Below are 15,729 nucleotides of genomic sequence, written 5' to 3'. Positions count from 1 at the left end.
TATGAGTTTAAGTGACCCAATAGGAGATATGATAGCTAGAGTTAAGAATGCTCAAGCGAGAAATCATAAAAAAGTAAATCTGCCATCATCAAACTTTAAATCAAAAATTGCAGATATACTTAAAAATGAAGGTTTTATAAAAGATTTTAAAATCAGTTCAGAGGATAATAAACCAACATTGTCTTTAGAACTTAAATATCACTCTGGTAACCCAGTTATCAGTGCATTTGAAAGAGTTTCTAAACCAGGAAGAAGAATTTTTTCTAGTGCCGAAGGTTTACCTAAAATTAATAACGGTCTTGGTATTGCAATAGTTTCAACACCAAAAGGTGTAATGACTGATATTGACGCCAGAAAACAACGTGTTGGTGGCGAAATTATTTGTAAGGTATTTTAATGTCTAAAATTGGAAAAATAAATATATCAATCCCTGAAAAAGTTAAAGTGGCTTTAGCTGGCAATATTATAAATATAGAAGGGCCATTAGGAAAGAAATCAATAAATATTGATTTGGATATGTTTAATTTGGATATCAAAGAAGGAAAAGAAATTTCAATAAAACCAAAAAAAATTGACCAAAATTCTAAACGACTTTGGGGCATGAACAGAAGTTTGATTAATAATGCTGTGATTGGTTCAAGCACTGGCTATGAAAAAGTGTTAGAGCTTGTAGGTGTTGGATATAGAGCGGCATTAAAAGGAAATCAGCTAAATTTACAATTAGGCTACAGTCATGATATTGATTTTGACATTCCAGAAGGAATTAAAATTGCTGTAGAAAAACAAACTACACTTAAGATCACTGGATCTGACAAACAATTAGTTGGTGAAGTTGCATCAAAAATTAAAACATTTAGAAAAATTGAGCCATATAAGGGTAAAGGTGTTAGAGAAAAAGGCCAATATGTTCTTAAAAAAGAAGGTAAGAAAAAATAATGAAACTAAACACTAGTATTAGAAAAAGATTTAGAGTTAGCAACAAAGTAAAAAAAGTTGCTCCAAAAGATAGATTTAGATTAAGTATTTCTAGATCTGCCAAAAATATTTCAGCTCAAATCATTGATGATACAAAAAAAGTAACTTTATTATCAGCTTCATCCATTGAGAAAGATTTAAAATCATCTGATAAAATTAACAAAACAGAGCTTTCAAAATTAGTTGCCCAAAAACTTGCAAAAAAAGCTCAGGAAAAAAATATTACAAAAATTTATTTTGATAGAGGATCTTATAAATATCATGGTAGAATTAAAGCATTTGCAGACACGTTAAGAGAAAATGGGATGGAATTTTAATTATGGAAAATAACAAAGACAAAAAAACAGACGATATTTTAGAAAAGTTAGTTCATATCAATAGAATTACAAAAGTTGTAAAAGGTGGAAGAAGATTTGGTTTTTCAGCTCTTGTAGTGGTAGGGAATCAGGCTGGAAAAATTGGAATAGCACACGCTAAAGCAAAACAAGTTCCAGATGCAATTAAAAAAGCTAATGAAATGGCTAGAAGAAAATTAACACATATACCTTTGAGAGAAGGACGAACAATTCATCATGATGTGAAAGCTAAAGATGGCTCTGGTAGAATAGTTTTAAGAGCAGCATCAAAAGGTACAGGTATTATTGCAGGTGGTCCAGTTAGAGCAGTATGTGAGGTATTGGGTGTAAAAGATATTGTTGCTAAATCAATGGGCACATCAAATGCACACAATGTGATTAGAGCTACCATGAAAGCTTTAATGAAACAAAATTCACCAAAACAAATTTCAGCAATAAGAAATAAAAAAATATCAGAAATTATTGAAAAAAGAGGATAATGATTACATTAAATACAAGACAGAAAATTAATAAACCTAAAATTAGAGTAGGAAGAGGTATTGGTTCTGGAAAAGGTAAGACATCGGGGAGAGGTGTTAAAGGTCAAAAATCTAGATCTGGTGTAGCAATTAAAAGTTTTGAAGGAGGTCAAATGCCTTTATATAGAAGACTACCTAAAAGAGGCTTTAATCCAATTTCAAGAGAAAACATAGCAATTTTAAACTTAGAAAAAATTCAGTCTTATATTGATAAAAAAAATATTAATCCAAATGAAGTGCTTAATTCTTCATCTCTAAAAAAATTAAAACTAATAAACAAAAACTCTACAAAATTAAAAATATTAGGTACTGGAGAGTTAAAAGATAAAATTAATATTGAGGCTGACTTAGCATCAAAATCAGCAATAGAAAAACTAGAAAAAATTGGTGGATCTATTCAATTAAAAAAATAATTTGTTTAAATGAGTGCATCATCTTCAACAAATGATCTAAGAAATAGAATAATTTTTACCATAGCAATTCTTGCAGTATATAGATTTGGTACATTTGTTCCTTTACCAGGAATTGATCCAGAACAATTAAAAATCATGATGGATGGCAATCAAAAAGGGTTACTTGGTATGTTTAATGTTTTTGCTGGAGGAGCAGTTAGTAGAATGGCAATTTTCGCTCTTGGTATAATGCCATACATATCATCTGCTATTATAGTTCAGTTGTTAACAGGGGTTTCAGATTATTTTAAGAATTTAAAAGCACAGGGAGAAACAGGTAGAGCAAAGATTACTCAAATAACAAGATATGGAACAGTTTTACTTGCTACAGTTCAAGGTTATGGTTTATCGGTAGGTTTAGAATCTTCTGCAGATTTGGTAATTAATCCAGGAGCATTTTTTAAAATTACAACAGTGACAACTATTGTTGCTGGTACAATTTTTCTTATGTGGCTAGGAGAACAAATCACTCAAAGAGGAATTGGTAATGGAATTTCTTTAATTATTTTTGCTGGTATTGTTGCCGAAATACCTAGAGCTTTAGTTACAACTTTTGAATTAGGTAGAACAGGTGCTGTGTCAACTTTCATGATCTTAGCAATTTTTGTTCTATTAATATTAACTATTTTATTTGTTGTTTTTATGGAGAGAGCGTTAAGAAAAATTCTTATCAATTATCCTAAAAGACAAATGGGAAACAAAATGTATGGTGGAGAGTCTTCTCATTTGCCATTAAAAATTAATCAAGCAGGAGTAATACCAGCAATTTTTGCATCTGCTTTATTATTGTTACCTGTAACTTTTTCTAATTTTTCTTTTTCAAATAATGAAACTTTTTTAAACTTAAGTTCTTATTTCACTCAAGGTCAACCCTTGTACATGTTGCTATATGCATCTGGTATAATATTTTTTACATTTTTCTATACTTCAATTACATTTAACCCAACTGAAACAGCAGAAAACTTAAGAAAATATGGTGGCTTTGTTCCAGGAATTAGACCTGGTGAAAGTACAGCATTATATATTGAAAATATTTTAACTAAACTTACTACAATAGGTGCTTTATATTTGACACTTGTATGTTTAATGCCAGAATTTTTAATAGCTAATTACCCAATTCCTTTTTATTTAGGTGGCGCATCTATTTTAATTGTTGTTGTTGTTGCAATTGATACTGTAACTCAAATTCAAACAAGATTAATGAGTTCTCAATACGAACAATTAATTAAAAAAACTAAATTTGGAAAGTAAGTGAATATAGTTTTGTTTGGACCGCCTGGTGCTGGTAAAGGTACTCAAGCTAAATATTTAGTAAAGAAACTAAACTCATTTCAGATTTCAACAGGCGAACTTCTAAGAGAAGAAATTTATAAAAATTCAGATATTGGTAAGATGATTACCAATGACATGAAAAATGGTAAATTTGTAAGTGATGAAATTGTAAATAAACTTATTGAAAATTTAGTTTCTGACCCTCAAAAAAAAAATAGATTAATATTTGATGGATACCCTAGATCTTTGAGCCAAGCAAAAAATTTAGATATCTTACTCGAGGCATCAAATCAAAAGATAGATTTAATTTTGTATCTCAAAGTTGATAAGGATACAGTTGTAAAAAGACTAGAGAAAAGAAAAATTATTGAAAATAGATCAGACGATGAAACAAATACTATTCTAAAACGTTTTGATACATACATGAACACAACAGAGCCAGTACTTAATTACTACTCAGAGAATCCTAAATTTAAGGAAATTGATGGGAGCTTAGAAATAGACGAAATAACAAGGAAAATAGACACTTTTATAAATGTTTAAGACGTTGACTTTGATTAATCTTCTTATATAAAAGGCACAATTTATCACAAAAATTATGGCTCGTATCGCAGGTATAAACATTCCACAAAATAAGCTTGTCCACATTGGATTAACATATATTTACGGAATTGGAGATAAATTCTCACAACAAATTTGTTCTTCTCTAGAAATTCCAAGAGCCAAAAGAGTGAACGAGTTAACTGATGATGAAATTTTAAAAATAAGAGAATATATCGATCAAAATTTTAAAGTCGAAGGAGACCTTAGAAGAGATTATTCTTTAAGTATTAAAAGATTAATAGATCTTGCATGTTATAGAGGAACAAGACATAGAAAAAAATTACCTGTAAGAGGTCAAAGAACAAGATGCAATGCAAGAACAAGAAAAGGAAAAGCAATCGCTATTGCAGGGAAGAAATTAACACCAACTAAAAAATAATAATGGCAAAAACAGAAAAAACTGACAATAAAGATCAGAAGGTAGAAAAATCTTCTAAAAAAAGTGCAAAGAGCTCTTATTCAAAAAAGAAAAAGATAAAAAAGAATATTTTAAATGGAATTGCATATGTGCAGTCGACATTTAATAACACAATAATTTCAATTGCTGATACAAATGGAAATGTAATATCCTGGGCATCTGCTGGACAGAAAGGATTTAAAGGATCAAGAAAATCTACTCCTTATGCGGCTCAAATAGCAGCAGACTCAGCTGCATCAAAAGCATTAGAGTATGGAATGAAAACTTTATCTGTTGAGGTAAAAGGGCCTGGTTCAGGAAGAGAAACTGCATTAAGAGCTTTACAAGCAAGAGGTTTTAAAATTTTGTCAATTAAAGACACAACACCGATGCCTCATAACGGAACTAGACCACCAAAAAAAAGGAGAGTTTAATGGAAGTAGAAAACGTTAATGTTAAAAATTGGAAATCTTTGATTAAACCATCTAAATTAGATGTTCAAATTAGTGATGACTTAACACATGCTAAGATTATAGCTGAGCCTTTAGAAAAAGGTTATGGATTAACTTTAGGAAACTCCTTAAGAAGAATTTTGCTTTCTTCAATCAGAGGAGCTGCAGTTACTTCAATACAAATAGATGGTGTTCTACATGAATTTACATCAATTAAAGGTGTAAGAGAAGACGTAACAGACATAGTATTAAATGTTAAATCACTAGCCTTAAAATGTAATTCTGAAGGGACAAAAAAATTAGTTTTAGATGCAAAAGGTCCAGGTGAAATAAAAGCTTCAGACATTGCTCCTGTGACTGATGTAGAAATATTAAATCCTGAGTTAGTAATTTGTAACTTAGATGAAAATACTACTTTTCATATGGAAATGAATGTAAACACTGGAAAAGGTTATGTTCCAGCTGAGCTTAACAAACCAGAGGAGCCACCATTAGGTTTAATTGCAATTGATTCCTTGTATAGTCCAGTAAAAAAGGTTTCTTATTCAGTTAGCACAGCAAGAGAAGGTAAAGCTCTTGATTATGATAAATTAACAATGGAAGTAGAGACTAATGGTTCAATTTCAGCAGAAGATGCTGTTGCGTATTCTGCAAGAATTTTTCAAGACCAGTTAAAAATGTTTGTTAATTTTGATGAGCCAGTTGAAGCTCCAGTAAAAGAAGTTTCATCTGAACCTGAGTTTAATAAGAATTTATTAAGAAAAGTTGATGAACTAGAACTATCTGTTAGATCAATGAATTGCTTAAAAAATGACAATATAATTTATATTGGTGATTTAGTTCAAAAATCTGAGGGTGAAATGTTAAGAACACCAAATTTTGGTAGAAAATCCTTAAATGAGATTAAAGAAGTACTAACTGGAATGTCTCTGTATTTAGGAATGGAAATACCTAACTGGCCACCAGATAATATTGCAGAAATGTCTAAAAAATTAGAGGAAGCAATTTAATGAGACACGGCTTAGCCAACAAAAAGTTAAATAGAACTTCTGAGCATAGAAAAGCTCTATTAAAGAATATGTTAAATTCTTTAATAAAATATGAACAGATTAAAACTACATTGCCAAAAGCAAAGTTTTTAAGACCTCAAGCTGACAAAATTATTACTTTAGGTAAAAAAGATACTTTGCAAACAACTAAGATGCTTGTTTCTCAATTACAGGATGTTAAATCAGCTAACAAAGTAAAAAAAACTCTTTCTAAAAGATATTCTAATAGAAAAGGTGGCTACACTAGAATTATTAAAGCGGGTTTTAGATATGGTGATAATGCTCCAATGGCAATTATAGAATTTGTAGATAGAGATGTTGAAGCCAAAAGAGTAGATAAGAAGAAAAAAGATACGTCAAAAGAAGCTCCAAAAACAGAAGAAAATAAACAAGCTACAGCTTAAAGCCTTAGTCATGAACAAGTCATACATCGTTGATTCAACGTGTAATGATATGCGTATTGATAGATGGATAAGATTAAATATTGGAAAAATACCTCAAGGTTTAATTGAAAAATATCTTAGGACAGGAAAAATTAAAATTAACAAAAAAAAAGTTAAAAGTTCTCACAAAATAAAAAAAGAAGATCAAATAAATATATTTAATATTGAATTTAAAGAAAGAGTAGAACAAAAAAAAATAAAATTTTTACCAACTAAAGAAATAATAAAATCAAACGAAGATCAAATAATTGATGATAACGATAATTTTGTTGTATTAAATAAAGAATCCGGAATATCAGTACAAGGTGGTACAAAATCTAAAAAAAACTTAGTTGATATTTTTGCAAAGAGTGAAATTTTTAAAGGAACAAAACCTTATTCTGTTCATAGATTAGACAAAGATACATCTGGTGTATTTATAATGGCGAAAAATAGAGAGAGCGCACAGTTACTAACATCATTATTTAGATTACGAAAAGTACATAAAACTTATCTTGCCATATGCCAAGGAGAAGTAAATAAAAACACAGGTGTTTGGGATGATGACTTAATAAGATATGATGGAGGTAAAAAGTTAGTAGAAAAAGCAAAAACTATATTCAAGGTAATAGATAAAAATTCTGAAGCATCTTTTTTGGAGTTAAAACCAATAACTGGAAGAAAACATCAGTTACGTAAACAACTTTTTGCAATTGGAAATCCTATATTTGGTGATACGAAATATAAACTATCTAAATCAGATAAAGGTATAAATAAAAATCTTATGCTGCACTCGTATCAAATTAAATTTAAAATAAATGATATGAAGTATACTTATTCAGCCTTATTACCAGAATATTTTAAAAAGTTGTTAAAATCAAAAAGACTTAGTTTTTCAAATTTGAAATGAAATTTTCAATAATTTCATTATTTAAGTTGGAATAATCTTGATTTGAAATTTTTTTTAAATTTGTAACACCTTTATCTGAAATTCCACAAGGTACTATTTTTTTATAATTTTCTAGGTTGTTATCAACATTTATTGCAAATCCATGATATGCAATCCACTTACTCACTCTAATACCTATCGCAGCAATTTTTTGAATTTCATTTTTTTCTTTATACCATATTCCAATATTTTCTTTATCAGGAAAGGTTTCAATATTATATTTTTTTAAACTTTGAATAATTGTGTTTTCGATGGTTGTAATAAATTTTCTAATGTCTTTTTTTTCTCTTAGATCAATAACAAAATAACAAATTAATTGACCTGGACCATGATACGTAATTTTTCCACCTCTGTTTGTTTTTAATAGATCAATTGATTTATCGATTATTTCATTTTCTTTATAGGATGTACCTGCAGTAAAAATTTCAGGATGCTCTAAAATCCAAATTAATTCTTTTTCTTTATTAGCTGTAATATTTTTTAATCTAGACTCTAATAGATCAATTGCCTCAAAATAATTTACCGGTTTTATTGACTTTTTGATCTCTATATCCATTTAAAATTTGTAATATTTTAATTATGTATTAATAGTGCACAACTAAATTATAGGTACATTTATGTCTTTAATTAAAAAAACTAAAGATAAAAAAGTAAATTTTGAATTCAATAAAGAATATTTGAGAGTTGTTACCTCTAAAATAGCTGACAATGATGCAAAATTTATTAATGATTCATTCAATGAAATGCATCCTGCTGATGCAGCAGACATAATTGAACACTTAAGTATTAGTGATAGAGAAAGTTTAATTAAACTAAATAATTTTAATATTGATGCAGAGGTTTTTGTAGAATTAAATGAGTCTATACAAACTGAGATAATTAAATATTTATCTTCAGATTCAATTGTAACTATTCTTACCAACTTAGAGTCAGATGATGCTATTTCGATTTTAGAAAATGTACCTGAAGAAGACAAGAACACTATATTAAGCTCATTGCCTCCTAAAGACAGATTTGCTCTGTTAGAAAGCTTAAGCTATCCTGAAGATACTGCTGCTAGACTTATGCAGCGTGAGTTTACAGCTATACCAAGCAACTGGTCTGTAGGTCAAACAATTGACTATTTGAGAGAAAATAAAGATTTGCCTGAAGAATTTTTGGAAATTTTTATTGTTAATGAAGAATTTAAACCTATTGGAACTGTTCCATCATCAAGAGTGCTTACTTCACCAAGAGACACAAAAATGGCAAGCATCATGTCTGAGTCTCAATTATTAGTGCCTGTTGATATGGACAAAGAAGAGGTGGCTAATCTATTTGAAAATTACAATCTAAATTCAGCAGCCGTAATTGATAAAAATAATAAATTGGTAGGAATGATTATGAACGATGATGTTCTTACAGTCCTGAAAGAAGAGGCGGAGGAGGATGCATTGAGGTTAGCTGGTGTAGGTGATGAGGAAATTACCGATGGTGTTGTTACAAAAACTAAAAGAAGATTTAATTGGCTTTTATTGAATTTATTTACAGCCTTCTTAGCAACTTGGTGTATTAGCTTATTTGGAGCAACTATTGAGCAAATGGTTGTTCTTGCTTTCCTGATGCCAATTGTTGCTTCAATGGGTGGAAATGCAGGTATGCAAACATTGGCTGTTACAGTCAGAACAATTGCAACAAATGACTTAACTCAAAATAATTTTTCATCAAATGTTTTTAAAGAATTTTCAATTGGCATATTAAATGGAATTATATTTGCTGTCATAAGTGCTTTAATAGTTCAAATTTGGTTTCAAGATAGTATTCTTTCAATAATCATTTCAATATCAATGGTACTTACTATGATTATAGCTGGACTGTTTGGTATTCTTGTTCCTTTTACTTTAAAAAAAATGAATATTGATCCTGCAATTGCATCGAGTGTTTTTGTTACCACCATTACTGATGTTATAGGTTTTGTCTCATTTTTAGGTGTTGGAGCTTACTTTCTCTAAAAATTATCAATCAATCTTACGTTATCAATATAATAAGCAACAAATAAACGTGAATCTCTTACAGTATTAGATATTTTAAGATTTTTAATTGATCTTAATTCTAAGTATTCAATTTTAATTTTTAAAAATTTCTCAAAATATTTCATTTGAATTCTTAAATTTTGTTTTATTTTTTTATTTTTCACTAAATTTCTTTTTAATTTAATTAGACTTTTGGTTAGAAAACTTGCTTTTTTAATACCATTTAAATCCAAATGATTATTTCTGGAAGATAAAGCTATTTTGTTTTTATTTCTAATAGTTTTGCATGGAATAATAGAAGTTTTATATTTATTTTTTAAATAATTTTTTATTAAGAAATATTGTTGATAATCTTTTTTTCCCATAAATATTTTTTTTGGATTTACCAAATTAGTTAGTCTTCCCATTACATCTAGTACTCCTTCGAAATGTCCTTTTCTATATTTAGCGCATAAAATTTTATCTTTATTTCCAATTTTTATGTTTGATTTTTTACTATTATTGTAAATATCTTTGAATTTTGGGATGTATAAGAAATCAACCTTTTTAGTTTTTTTTAAAATTTTTATATCCTCTTTAATATTTGTGGGATAATTCTTGAAATCTTTTTTGTTATTAAATTGTTTGGGGTTAACAAAAATACTTACTATTGTCTTTTTGCAAGTTCGATTTGATCTATCAATAAGTGATAAATGACCTTCATGAATACTTCCCATTGTGGGAACAAAACCAATATCATTAAATGGCCTTAAAGATTTAAATAATGAATTATTATTTAATATAATTTTCATTTGTATTAAAATTCTAGATAAGTAAAACATTTATATGATTAAACAAGCAATTATTCCTCTAGCAGGTCAAGGAACTAGGCTTTTGCCTTTAACAAGTGTTTTTGCAAAAGAACTTCTTCCAATAAATGGAAAGCCTGGAATTGAATATATTTTAGATGAGTGCATTGAAGCTGGGATTAAAGAAATTGTTTTTATCATATCAAATAAAAAAAAGATGATTAAAAATTATTTCTACAGTGACGCTTTTTATAATAAAATTATTAAAAAGAAAAAAGACTCTAGAATAATTGCTGAATATAAAAAAATATTAAAATATAAAAAATTAATAAAGTTTGTATATCAAAATACACCTAAAGGAACAGGTGATGCTGTATTTAAAACAAGAAAATATATAAAGGATAAATATTTTTTAATGTTATTGCCAGATGATTTAATAATAAAAAAAAACTGTTCTAAAGATATGATTAAAGTTCATCATAAAAATAAAGCATCTGTGATGGCTAGCATGAAGGTTAATTCCAAAACAGTTTCAAGATGGGGTATCTATAGTTTAAATAAAAAAATTTCAAAAAATGATTATTTAATTAATGGTGTGGTAGAAAAACCTGATGTTAAAAAAGCTCCTTCAAATAAAGCTGTGATAGGAAGGTACATTCTTCCTAAAACTATATTTAAAAAACTAGCTAAACAGAAACCTGGTAATGGTGGTGAAATACATATAACAGATGCAATTCAAACTTTAATTAAAGAAGGTGAAAAATTTATTGCTCACAATTTTTTAGGAAAGTATTTAGACTGTGGGACAATGCAAGGATTTATTAATTCAAATAAAGAAATAGGTAAACTATGAAACTTTGCATGATAGGAACTGGTTATGTTGGTTTGGTAAGTGGTGTCTGTTTTTCAGACTTAGGCAATGATGTTATTTGTGTAGATAAAGATAATAATAAAATTAATAATTTAAAGAATGGTAAAATACCTATCTACGAGCCAGGTTTAGAGGAATTAGTCAAAAAAAATATAAAAAATAATAGATTAAATTTTTCAACAAATTTAAAAGAATCTGTAAGAAAATCTGACATAATTTTTATATGCGTAGGAACACCAACTAAAAAAAATAGTAACAGTGCTGACCTTTCTCAAGTTTATTCAGTTGGAAAAGAAATATCTAAATCAATTAATAAATTTAAAATAATAATAACAAAATCTACTGTTCCTGTTACTACAGGTGATGAGCTAGAAAAGATTATTTCAAAAAAAGTAAATAAAAGGTTGTTTTCAGTAGTATCTAATCCTGAATTTTTGAGAGAAGGTGAGGCAATTAGAGATTTTATTTATCCTGATAGAGTAGTTGTTGGTTCAAACGAAGAAAAATCAAAAAAAATACTTAGAAATTTATATTCTCCATTAATTTCAAAAGGTGCGAAATATGTTTCTACAAATAGACGAGCTGCTGAGTTAATTAAATATGCTTCTAATGCTTTTTTAGCAACTAAAATTACATTTATAAATGAAATTGCTAATTTATGCGAAAAAACTGGTATCGATGTTGAAGATATATCCATAGGAATTGGACTTGATAACAGAATAGGAAGTAGATTTTTAAGAGCTGGTCCTGCATATGGAGGCTCTTGTTTTCCAAAAGATACTAAAGCTATTGTATCTACAGCTGATAAATTTAAATCTAATTTATCTGTAATTAAAAGTGTTATTAAATCTAATCAGAATAGATCAGATTTATTACTTAAAAGGCTTCATTCAATAATTAAAAAATTTAATAATAAAAAAGTTTCATTTTTGGGAGTCACATTTAAAGCAAACACTGATGATATGAGAGACTCCTCAAGTTTAAAAATAATTCCTTATCTATCCAAAAGGGGAGCAAAGATTAAATATTATGATCCCACTGGTTCCAAAAAAGAATTCAACAATCTAAAAAATGTAGAATATGCTAATTCAATACAAAACTGTATTTCTGGTTCAGACGTTATAATTATTCATACAGAATGGAATGACTTTAAATCAATTAATTTTAGAAAACTTTCTAAGAATAAAAAACTTATTATTTACGATATGAGAAATATATTCTCACCAACTAAAATAGAGAAACTGGGTATAAAATATTTTGGTATTGGAAGATAGTTTAGTTTAATTCAAATATAGCATCAACTTCTACAGAAACACCAAGTGGTAGACTATTGGTACTAACCGCAGCTCTTGTGTGCATGCCAACATCTCCAAATATTGATGCAATTAAATCTGAAGCTCCATTAATTACTTTCGGCTGTTCAGTAAAGTCATTTGTTGAATTAACAAATCCAGTTAATTTGATGCATGATTTTATTTTAGACAAATCTCCATCACAAGCAGCTTTTGCTTGAGCAACTAAACTTAATCCACATCTTTTTGCAGCTTCATAACCTTGTTCTGTGGTTAAATCTTTTCCAACTTTTCCCTTAATTAATTCTCCATTTTCATTAATCGAAATTTGACCAGAAATAAAAAGTAAATTTCCTGTTTTTTTTGTTGCAACATAAGATCCAACAGGAGGCTTCGCCTCCGGAAGTTCTATTTTTAATTCTTCTATTTTTTTACCAAAATTCATTAACTATTCTTTTTTTTTAATCTTATTTTTAACTTTATCTCCAATTTCTACAAGATTTTCTTTCAGTTCTTTGGCTTTTTTAGATGTTCCTTCTTTTAATTTTTGAGTTTTTTTTGATGTTCCATCCTTTAATTCTTTAGCTTTTTTTGAACTTGCTTCTTTTAATTTCTTTGCATTACATTCTATGTACTCTTTTGATAATTTTTTAAATTGATTACATTTATTTTCTTCTGCAAATGAAAAGGCACTTTTTAAAAAAAAAACTAAGAAAATTATAAATAATTTTTTCATTTTTTCTTTTTATTTTTGCCTTTTTTGTTTTTGTCGTATTCTCTTCTTTTTTCAATTAAGATTAAAGCCTCTTCCATTGTAAGCTCTGTTGGATCTTTTTCTTCAGGAATTGTTGCATTTAAAGATTTATATTTAATGTAAGGACCATATTGTCCCTTCATTACTCTAACTGGTTTTTTATCTTCTGGGTGTTCTCCTAAATCCTTAATAATTGAAGAAGACATTCTTCCTGGTTTTGCTTCAGCAATAAGAGTAATTGCTCGATTTAATCCTATAGAGAAAATTTCATCTATATTCTCTATTCTAGCAGATTTATTTTCACATTTTAAATAAGGACCAAATCTTCCAGTATTTAAAATAATTTCTTTTTGATTATCAGGGTTGACTCCAATTGATTTTGGTAGAGAACATAAAAATTGAGCTTTTTCTATATCTATACTTTCTAACTCCAAACCTTTTGGTATAGAAACATTTTTAATTAATTCATTTACATCCGGTTTAGATTTTTTAGTTTTTTTCTTTTTTTTAGTTTTTGTCTCCTCTAATTTTTCTTCCTCAAGTTTTTCATATTGAAGATAGGGACCAAATCTTCCATTTTTCAGATATATATCATTACCATTTTCATGTTTTCCTAAAAATTTAGGCTCTGCTAACTGTGATTGAGCTGCTGCTTTAGCCTTGGACAAGGGTCTAGTGAATTTACACTCTGGATAATTTGAACATCCTATAAAAGCTCCACCTCTAAAACTATTTTTAAGACTTAGTGAACCCGTATCACATAGCTGGCATTTTCGAACAATATTTCCATCTTTATCGGTATCAAAAATTAAAGCACCTAGACTTTCATTTAAAAGATCTAACACTTCTCTAGTTCTTTTCTCCTTAACTTCAGAAACATTATTATTAAAATCTTTCCAAAACATCTCTAAAACTTTTATCCAGCTTTCCTTCCCTGTTGTAATTTCATCTAATTGATCTTCTAAACCTGCAGTAAAGTTATAATCAACATATTTAGAGAATAATTTTTCTAAAAAGGCAGAGATAAGTTTTCCACGATCTGTTGGAAAAAACCTTTTATTTATTATTTCTGCATAACCTCGATTAGCTATTGTGGAAATTATACTTGCATAAGTAGAAGGTCTACCAATTCCCAATTCCTCTAATTTTTTGACTAAGCTTGCTTCAGAGTATCTTGGAGGTGGCTGTGTAAAATGTTGTTCATCTATTAATGCTTCAATATTAATTGGCCCTTTAGACATTTCTGGTAAAATTTCTTCATCATCATCTTTACTTGTATTTGAGTAAACTTTTAAAAAACCATCAAATTTTAATACTGAGCCACTTGCCTTACATATTGTCCGATTATCTTCTGACTCTATTGTTATGGTATTTCTATCAAATTGAGCAACTTCCATTTGTGAGGACAAAGCTCTGGACCAAATTAAATTGTATAGTTTTTGTTGATCACTACTTAAATATTTTTTTAAAGTGTCGGGTGCTCTATTTATATCTGTTGGCCTAATAGCCTCATGAGCTTCTTGTGCATTCTTAGCTTTTTTACCTGAATAATTATTTGCAGAAGCAGGTAAATATTCATTACCATACTCATTTTTAATAAAATTTCTAAAATCATTTACTGCATCAGCTGATAAATTAGTTCCATCAGTTCTCATATAAGTAATCAATCCAACAGTATCCCCATCAATCTCAACACCTTGATATAGTTTTTGTGCAATTTGCATTGTTCTTGAAGCTCCAAAACCTAACCTATTAGATGCTACTTGTTGTAATGTTGAAGTTGTAAATGGACCTGAGGGGTTTCTTTTTACGACTTTTGACGAAATATCTGTTATTTGAAATCTTTTTTCTTTTATTTCTTTGATTGCTTTTTCAATGCTATTCTTGTCTCTAAAAGTAAATTTTTCTATTTTGTTACCATTTAATTGTGAGATGCTTGCAGTAATAGTATTTTTATTATCATCTCCAAATTTAAGAGTAAGTGTCCAAAATTCCTCTGGATTAAATAATTCTATTTCATGCTCTCTTTCAGTGATTAATTTTAAAGCTACAGACTGAACTCTTCCAGCTGATTTTGATCCAGGTAGTTTAGTCCAAAGTATTGGAGAAATATTAAAACCAACCAAGTAATCAAGAGCTCTTCTTGCCATATAGGCATCCACCAACAAAGGTTCGATTTGTCGTGGATTTTCAATGCCATGAATTACGGCTTTTTTTGTTATCTCATTAAAAACAACTCTTTCAATTTCTTTATCTTTTAAAAGTTTTTTTTCATCAAGATATTCTTTAACATGCCATGCTATAGCTTCACCTTCACGGTCAGGGTCAGTCGCAAGTATTATTTTAGAGGATTCTTTTGCAACATCAGTTATTTCTTTTAAATATTTTTTTGAAAAACTATCAACTTCCCATTCCATTTTAAAATTATGATCAGGATCAACCGATCCATTTTTCGATGGTAGATCTCTTATATGGCCATAACTAGCTAAAACAGTATAATTATCACCAAGGTATTTGTTGATGGTTTTAGCTTTTGCTGGACTTTCAACTATCACTAGATTCATAAT

General features: G+C 28.6%; 20 protein-coding genes. 15 read left to right on the top strand and 5 right to left on the bottom strand.

What is annotated here, in order from left to right:
• Position 1: 1 nt before the first annotated feature.
• From rpsH to ACTTA0_RS05450, 12 genes are read left to right on the top strand one after another with little or no spacing between them, the layout of a single operon-like run.
• On the top strand, positions 2–397 hold the full coding sequence (gene rpsH, locus ACTTA0_RS05505) for a 30S ribosomal protein S8 (RefSeq protein WP_440614294.1): 396 nt from the start codon (positions 2–4) through the stop codon (positions 395–397).
• Complete coding sequence (gene rplF, locus ACTTA0_RS05500; RefSeq protein WP_262589108.1) at positions 397–936, top strand: 50S ribosomal protein L6; 540 nt, start codon at positions 397–399, stop codon at positions 934–936. The genes rpsH and rplF overlap by 1 nt, the downstream gene beginning before the upstream one ends.
• Positions 936–1,292: a 50S ribosomal protein L18 gene (gene rplR, locus ACTTA0_RS05495; RefSeq protein WP_262589109.1), complete on the top strand. Its 357-nt coding sequence runs from the start codon at positions 936–938 to the stop codon at positions 1,290–1,292. The genes rplF and rplR overlap by 1 nt, the downstream gene beginning before the upstream one ends.
• Before the next feature lie 2 nt (positions 1,293–1,294).
• Entirely contained in the window at positions 1,295–1,810 is a 516-nt protein-coding gene (gene rpsE, locus ACTTA0_RS05490) for a 30S ribosomal protein S5 (protein WP_075506793.1), read from the top strand.
• Complete coding sequence (gene rplO, locus ACTTA0_RS05485; protein ID WP_075506792.1) at positions 1,810–2,262, top strand: 50S ribosomal protein L15; 453 nt, start codon at positions 1,810–1,812, stop codon at positions 2,260–2,262. The genes rpsE and rplO overlap by 1 nt, the downstream gene beginning before the upstream one ends.
• Positions 2,263–2,271: 9 nt before the next feature.
• Positions 2,272–3,552, top strand: a complete 1,281-nt coding sequence (gene secY, locus ACTTA0_RS05480; RefSeq protein ID WP_075506791.1) for a preprotein translocase subunit SecY — start codon at positions 2,272–2,274, stop codon at positions 3,550–3,552.
• A complete protein-coding gene (locus ACTTA0_RS05475) occupies positions 3,553–4,116 on the top strand; it encodes an adenylate kinase (RefSeq protein ID WP_440656745.1) in 564 nt (187 codons plus the stop codon).
• Positions 4,117–4,171: 55 nt separating this feature from the next.
• Positions 4,172–4,555 (top strand): 30S ribosomal protein S13, encoded by a 384-nt coding sequence (rpsM, locus tag ACTTA0_RS05470; RefSeq protein WP_075506789.1) that lies wholly within the window; start codon positions 4,172–4,174, stop codon positions 4,553–4,555.
• A 2-nt stretch (positions 4,556–4,557) separates the two neighbouring features.
• On the top strand, positions 4,558–5,007 hold the full coding sequence (rpsK, locus tag ACTTA0_RS05465) for a 30S ribosomal protein S11 (RefSeq protein ID WP_075506788.1): 450 nt from the start codon (positions 4,558–4,560) through the stop codon (positions 5,005–5,007).
• On the top strand, positions 5,007–6,035 hold the full coding sequence (locus ACTTA0_RS05460) for a DNA-directed RNA polymerase subunit alpha (protein ID WP_075506787.1): 1,029 nt from the start codon (positions 5,007–5,009) through the stop codon (positions 6,033–6,035). The genes rpsK and ACTTA0_RS05460 overlap by 1 nt, the downstream gene beginning before the upstream one ends.
• Positions 6,035–6,478 carry a 50S ribosomal protein L17 gene (gene rplQ / locus ACTTA0_RS05455; RefSeq protein WP_440676378.1) on the top strand — a complete coding sequence of 148 codons (444 nt, stop codon included), beginning with the start codon at positions 6,035–6,037 and terminating at the stop codon, positions 6,476–6,478. Before ACTTA0_RS05460 ends, rplQ begins: the two co-directional genes overlap by 1 nt.
• A gap of 10 nt (positions 6,479–6,488) precedes the next feature.
• Positions 6,489–7,406 (top strand): RluA family pseudouridine synthase, encoded by a 918-nt coding sequence (locus ACTTA0_RS05450; protein WP_440676377.1) that lies wholly within the window; start codon positions 6,489–6,491, stop codon positions 7,404–7,406.
• Here ACTTA0_RS05450 and lipB read toward each other — a convergent pair.
• Positions 7,384–8,001, bottom strand: coding sequence for a lipoyl(octanoyl) transferase LipB (gene lipB / locus ACTTA0_RS05445; protein ID WP_440676376.1), 618 nt, complete (start codon positions 7,999–8,001; stop codon positions 7,384–7,386). The two genes, ACTTA0_RS05450 and lipB, sit on opposite strands and share 23 nt — an antisense overlap.
• 61 nt (positions 8,002–8,062) lie before the next feature.
• Between lipB and mgtE the strand changes: the two genes are divergently transcribed.
• Positions 8,063–9,436 (top strand): magnesium transporter, encoded by a 1,374-nt coding sequence (gene mgtE / locus ACTTA0_RS05440; protein WP_440676375.1) that lies wholly within the window; start codon positions 8,063–8,065, stop codon positions 9,434–9,436.
• On the opposite strand, the gene panC is transcribed toward mgtE, so the two are convergent.
• Positions 9,433–10,278: a pantoate--beta-alanine ligase gene (gene panC / locus ACTTA0_RS05435; protein WP_440676374.1), complete on the bottom strand. Its 846-nt coding sequence runs from the start codon at positions 10,276–10,278 to the stop codon at positions 9,433–9,435. The two genes, mgtE and panC, sit on opposite strands and share 4 nt — an antisense overlap.
• 4 nt (positions 10,279–10,282) lie before the next feature.
• Between panC and ACTTA0_RS05430 the strand changes: the two genes are divergently transcribed.
• Positions 10,283–11,098, top strand: a complete 816-nt coding sequence (locus ACTTA0_RS05430; protein ID WP_440676373.1) for a sugar phosphate nucleotidyltransferase — start codon at positions 10,283–10,285, stop codon at positions 11,096–11,098.
• Positions 11,095–12,390: a UDP-glucose dehydrogenase family protein gene (locus ACTTA0_RS05425; RefSeq protein ID WP_440676372.1), complete on the top strand. Its 1,296-nt coding sequence runs from the start codon at positions 11,095–11,097 to the stop codon at positions 12,388–12,390. The genes ACTTA0_RS05430 and ACTTA0_RS05425 overlap by 4 nt, the downstream gene beginning before the upstream one ends.
• Before the next feature lies 1 nt (position 12,391).
• Here ACTTA0_RS05425 and ACTTA0_RS05420 read toward each other — a convergent pair whose 3' ends face one another.
• The 3 genes from ACTTA0_RS05420 to topA are packed head-to-tail and all read right to left on the bottom strand — an operon-like array spanning position 12,392 to position 15,726.
• Positions 12,392–12,853 (bottom strand): RidA family protein, encoded by a 462-nt coding sequence (locus tag ACTTA0_RS05420; protein ID WP_440676371.1) that lies wholly within the window; start codon positions 12,851–12,853, stop codon positions 12,392–12,394.
• A 3-nt stretch (positions 12,854–12,856) separates the two neighbouring features.
• Positions 12,857–13,144 (bottom strand): hypothetical protein, encoded by a 288-nt coding sequence (locus ACTTA0_RS05415; protein WP_440676370.1) that lies wholly within the window; start codon positions 13,142–13,144, stop codon positions 12,857–12,859.
• Complete coding sequence (gene topA, locus ACTTA0_RS05410; RefSeq protein WP_440676369.1) at positions 13,141–15,726, bottom strand: type I DNA topoisomerase; 2,586 nt, start codon at positions 15,724–15,726, stop codon at positions 13,141–13,143. The genes ACTTA0_RS05415 and topA overlap by 4 nt, the downstream gene beginning before the upstream one ends.
• Positions 15,727–15,729 lie beyond the last annotated feature (3 nt).

It is taken from the genome of Candidatus Pelagibacter sp. HIMB1593, assembly GCF_052047755.1.
GTDB lineage: Bacteria > Pseudomonadota > Alphaproteobacteria > Pelagibacterales > Pelagibacteraceae > Pelagibacter.
The sequence above is the reverse complement of the archived record's forward strand: the minus strand, read 5'-3'. Positions and strand labels throughout refer to the sequence as shown.

What these genes read in the sequence shown, in the direction of transcription:
- topA (WP_440676369.1), bottom strand. Translation starts at nt 15,726, where the DNA reads ATGAATCTAGTGATAGTTGAAAGTCCAGCAAAAGCTAAAACCATCAAC.
- rplO (WP_075506792.1), top strand. Translation starts at nt 1,810, where the DNA reads ATGATTACATTAAATACAAGACAGAAAATTAATAAACCTAAAATTAGA.
- secY (WP_075506791.1), top strand. Translation starts at nt 2,272, where the DNA reads ATGAGTGCATCATCTTCAACAAATGATCTAAGAAATAGAATAATTTTT.
- rplF (WP_262589108.1), top strand. Translation starts at nt 397, where the DNA reads ATGTCTAAAATTGGAAAAATAAATATATCAATCCCTGAAAAAGTTAAA.
- ACTTA0_RS05415 (WP_440676370.1), bottom strand. Translation starts at nt 13,144, where the DNA reads ATGAAAAAATTATTTATAATTTTCTTAGTTTTTTTTTTAAAAAGTGCC.
- lipB (WP_440676376.1), bottom strand. Translation starts at nt 8,001, where the DNA reads ATGGATATAGAGATCAAAAAGTCAATAAAACCGGTAAATTATTTTGAG.
- rplR (WP_262589109.1), top strand. Translation starts at nt 936, where the DNA reads ATGAAACTAAACACTAGTATTAGAAAAAGATTTAGAGTTAGCAACAAA.
- mgtE (WP_440676375.1), top strand. Translation starts at nt 8,063, where the DNA reads ATGTCTTTAATTAAAAAAACTAAAGATAAAAAAGTAAATTTTGAATTC.
- ACTTA0_RS05420 (WP_440676371.1), bottom strand. Translation starts at nt 12,853, where the DNA reads ATGAATTTTGGTAAAAAAATAGAAGAATTAAAAATAGAACTTCCGGAG.
- ACTTA0_RS05425 (WP_440676372.1), top strand. Translation starts at nt 11,095, where the DNA reads ATGAAACTTTGCATGATAGGAACTGGTTATGTTGGTTTGGTAAGTGGT.
- rpsE (WP_075506793.1), top strand. Translation starts at nt 1,295, where the DNA reads ATGGAAAATAACAAAGACAAAAAAACAGACGATATTTTAGAAAAGTTA.
- ACTTA0_RS05450 (WP_440676377.1), top strand. Translation starts at nt 6,489, where the DNA reads ATGAACAAGTCATACATCGTTGATTCAACGTGTAATGATATGCGTATT.
- panC (WP_440676374.1), bottom strand. Translation starts at nt 10,278, where the DNA reads ATGTTTTACTTATCTAGAATTTTAATACAAATGAAAATTATATTAAAT.
- rpsM (WP_075506789.1), top strand. Translation starts at nt 4,172, where the DNA reads ATGGCTCGTATCGCAGGTATAAACATTCCACAAAATAAGCTTGTCCAC.
- ACTTA0_RS05460 (WP_075506787.1), top strand. Translation starts at nt 5,007, where the DNA reads ATGGAAGTAGAAAACGTTAATGTTAAAAATTGGAAATCTTTGATTAAA.
- rpsH (WP_440614294.1), top strand. Translation starts at nt 2, where the DNA reads ATGAGTTTAAGTGACCCAATAGGAGATATGATAGCTAGAGTTAAGAAT.
- rpsK (WP_075506788.1), top strand. Translation starts at nt 4,558, where the DNA reads ATGGCAAAAACAGAAAAAACTGACAATAAAGATCAGAAGGTAGAAAAA.
- ACTTA0_RS05430 (WP_440676373.1), top strand. Translation starts at nt 10,283, where the DNA reads ATGATTAAACAAGCAATTATTCCTCTAGCAGGTCAAGGAACTAGGCTT.
- rplQ (WP_440676378.1), top strand. Translation starts at nt 6,035, where the DNA reads ATGAGACACGGCTTAGCCAACAAAAAGTTAAATAGAACTTCTGAGCAT.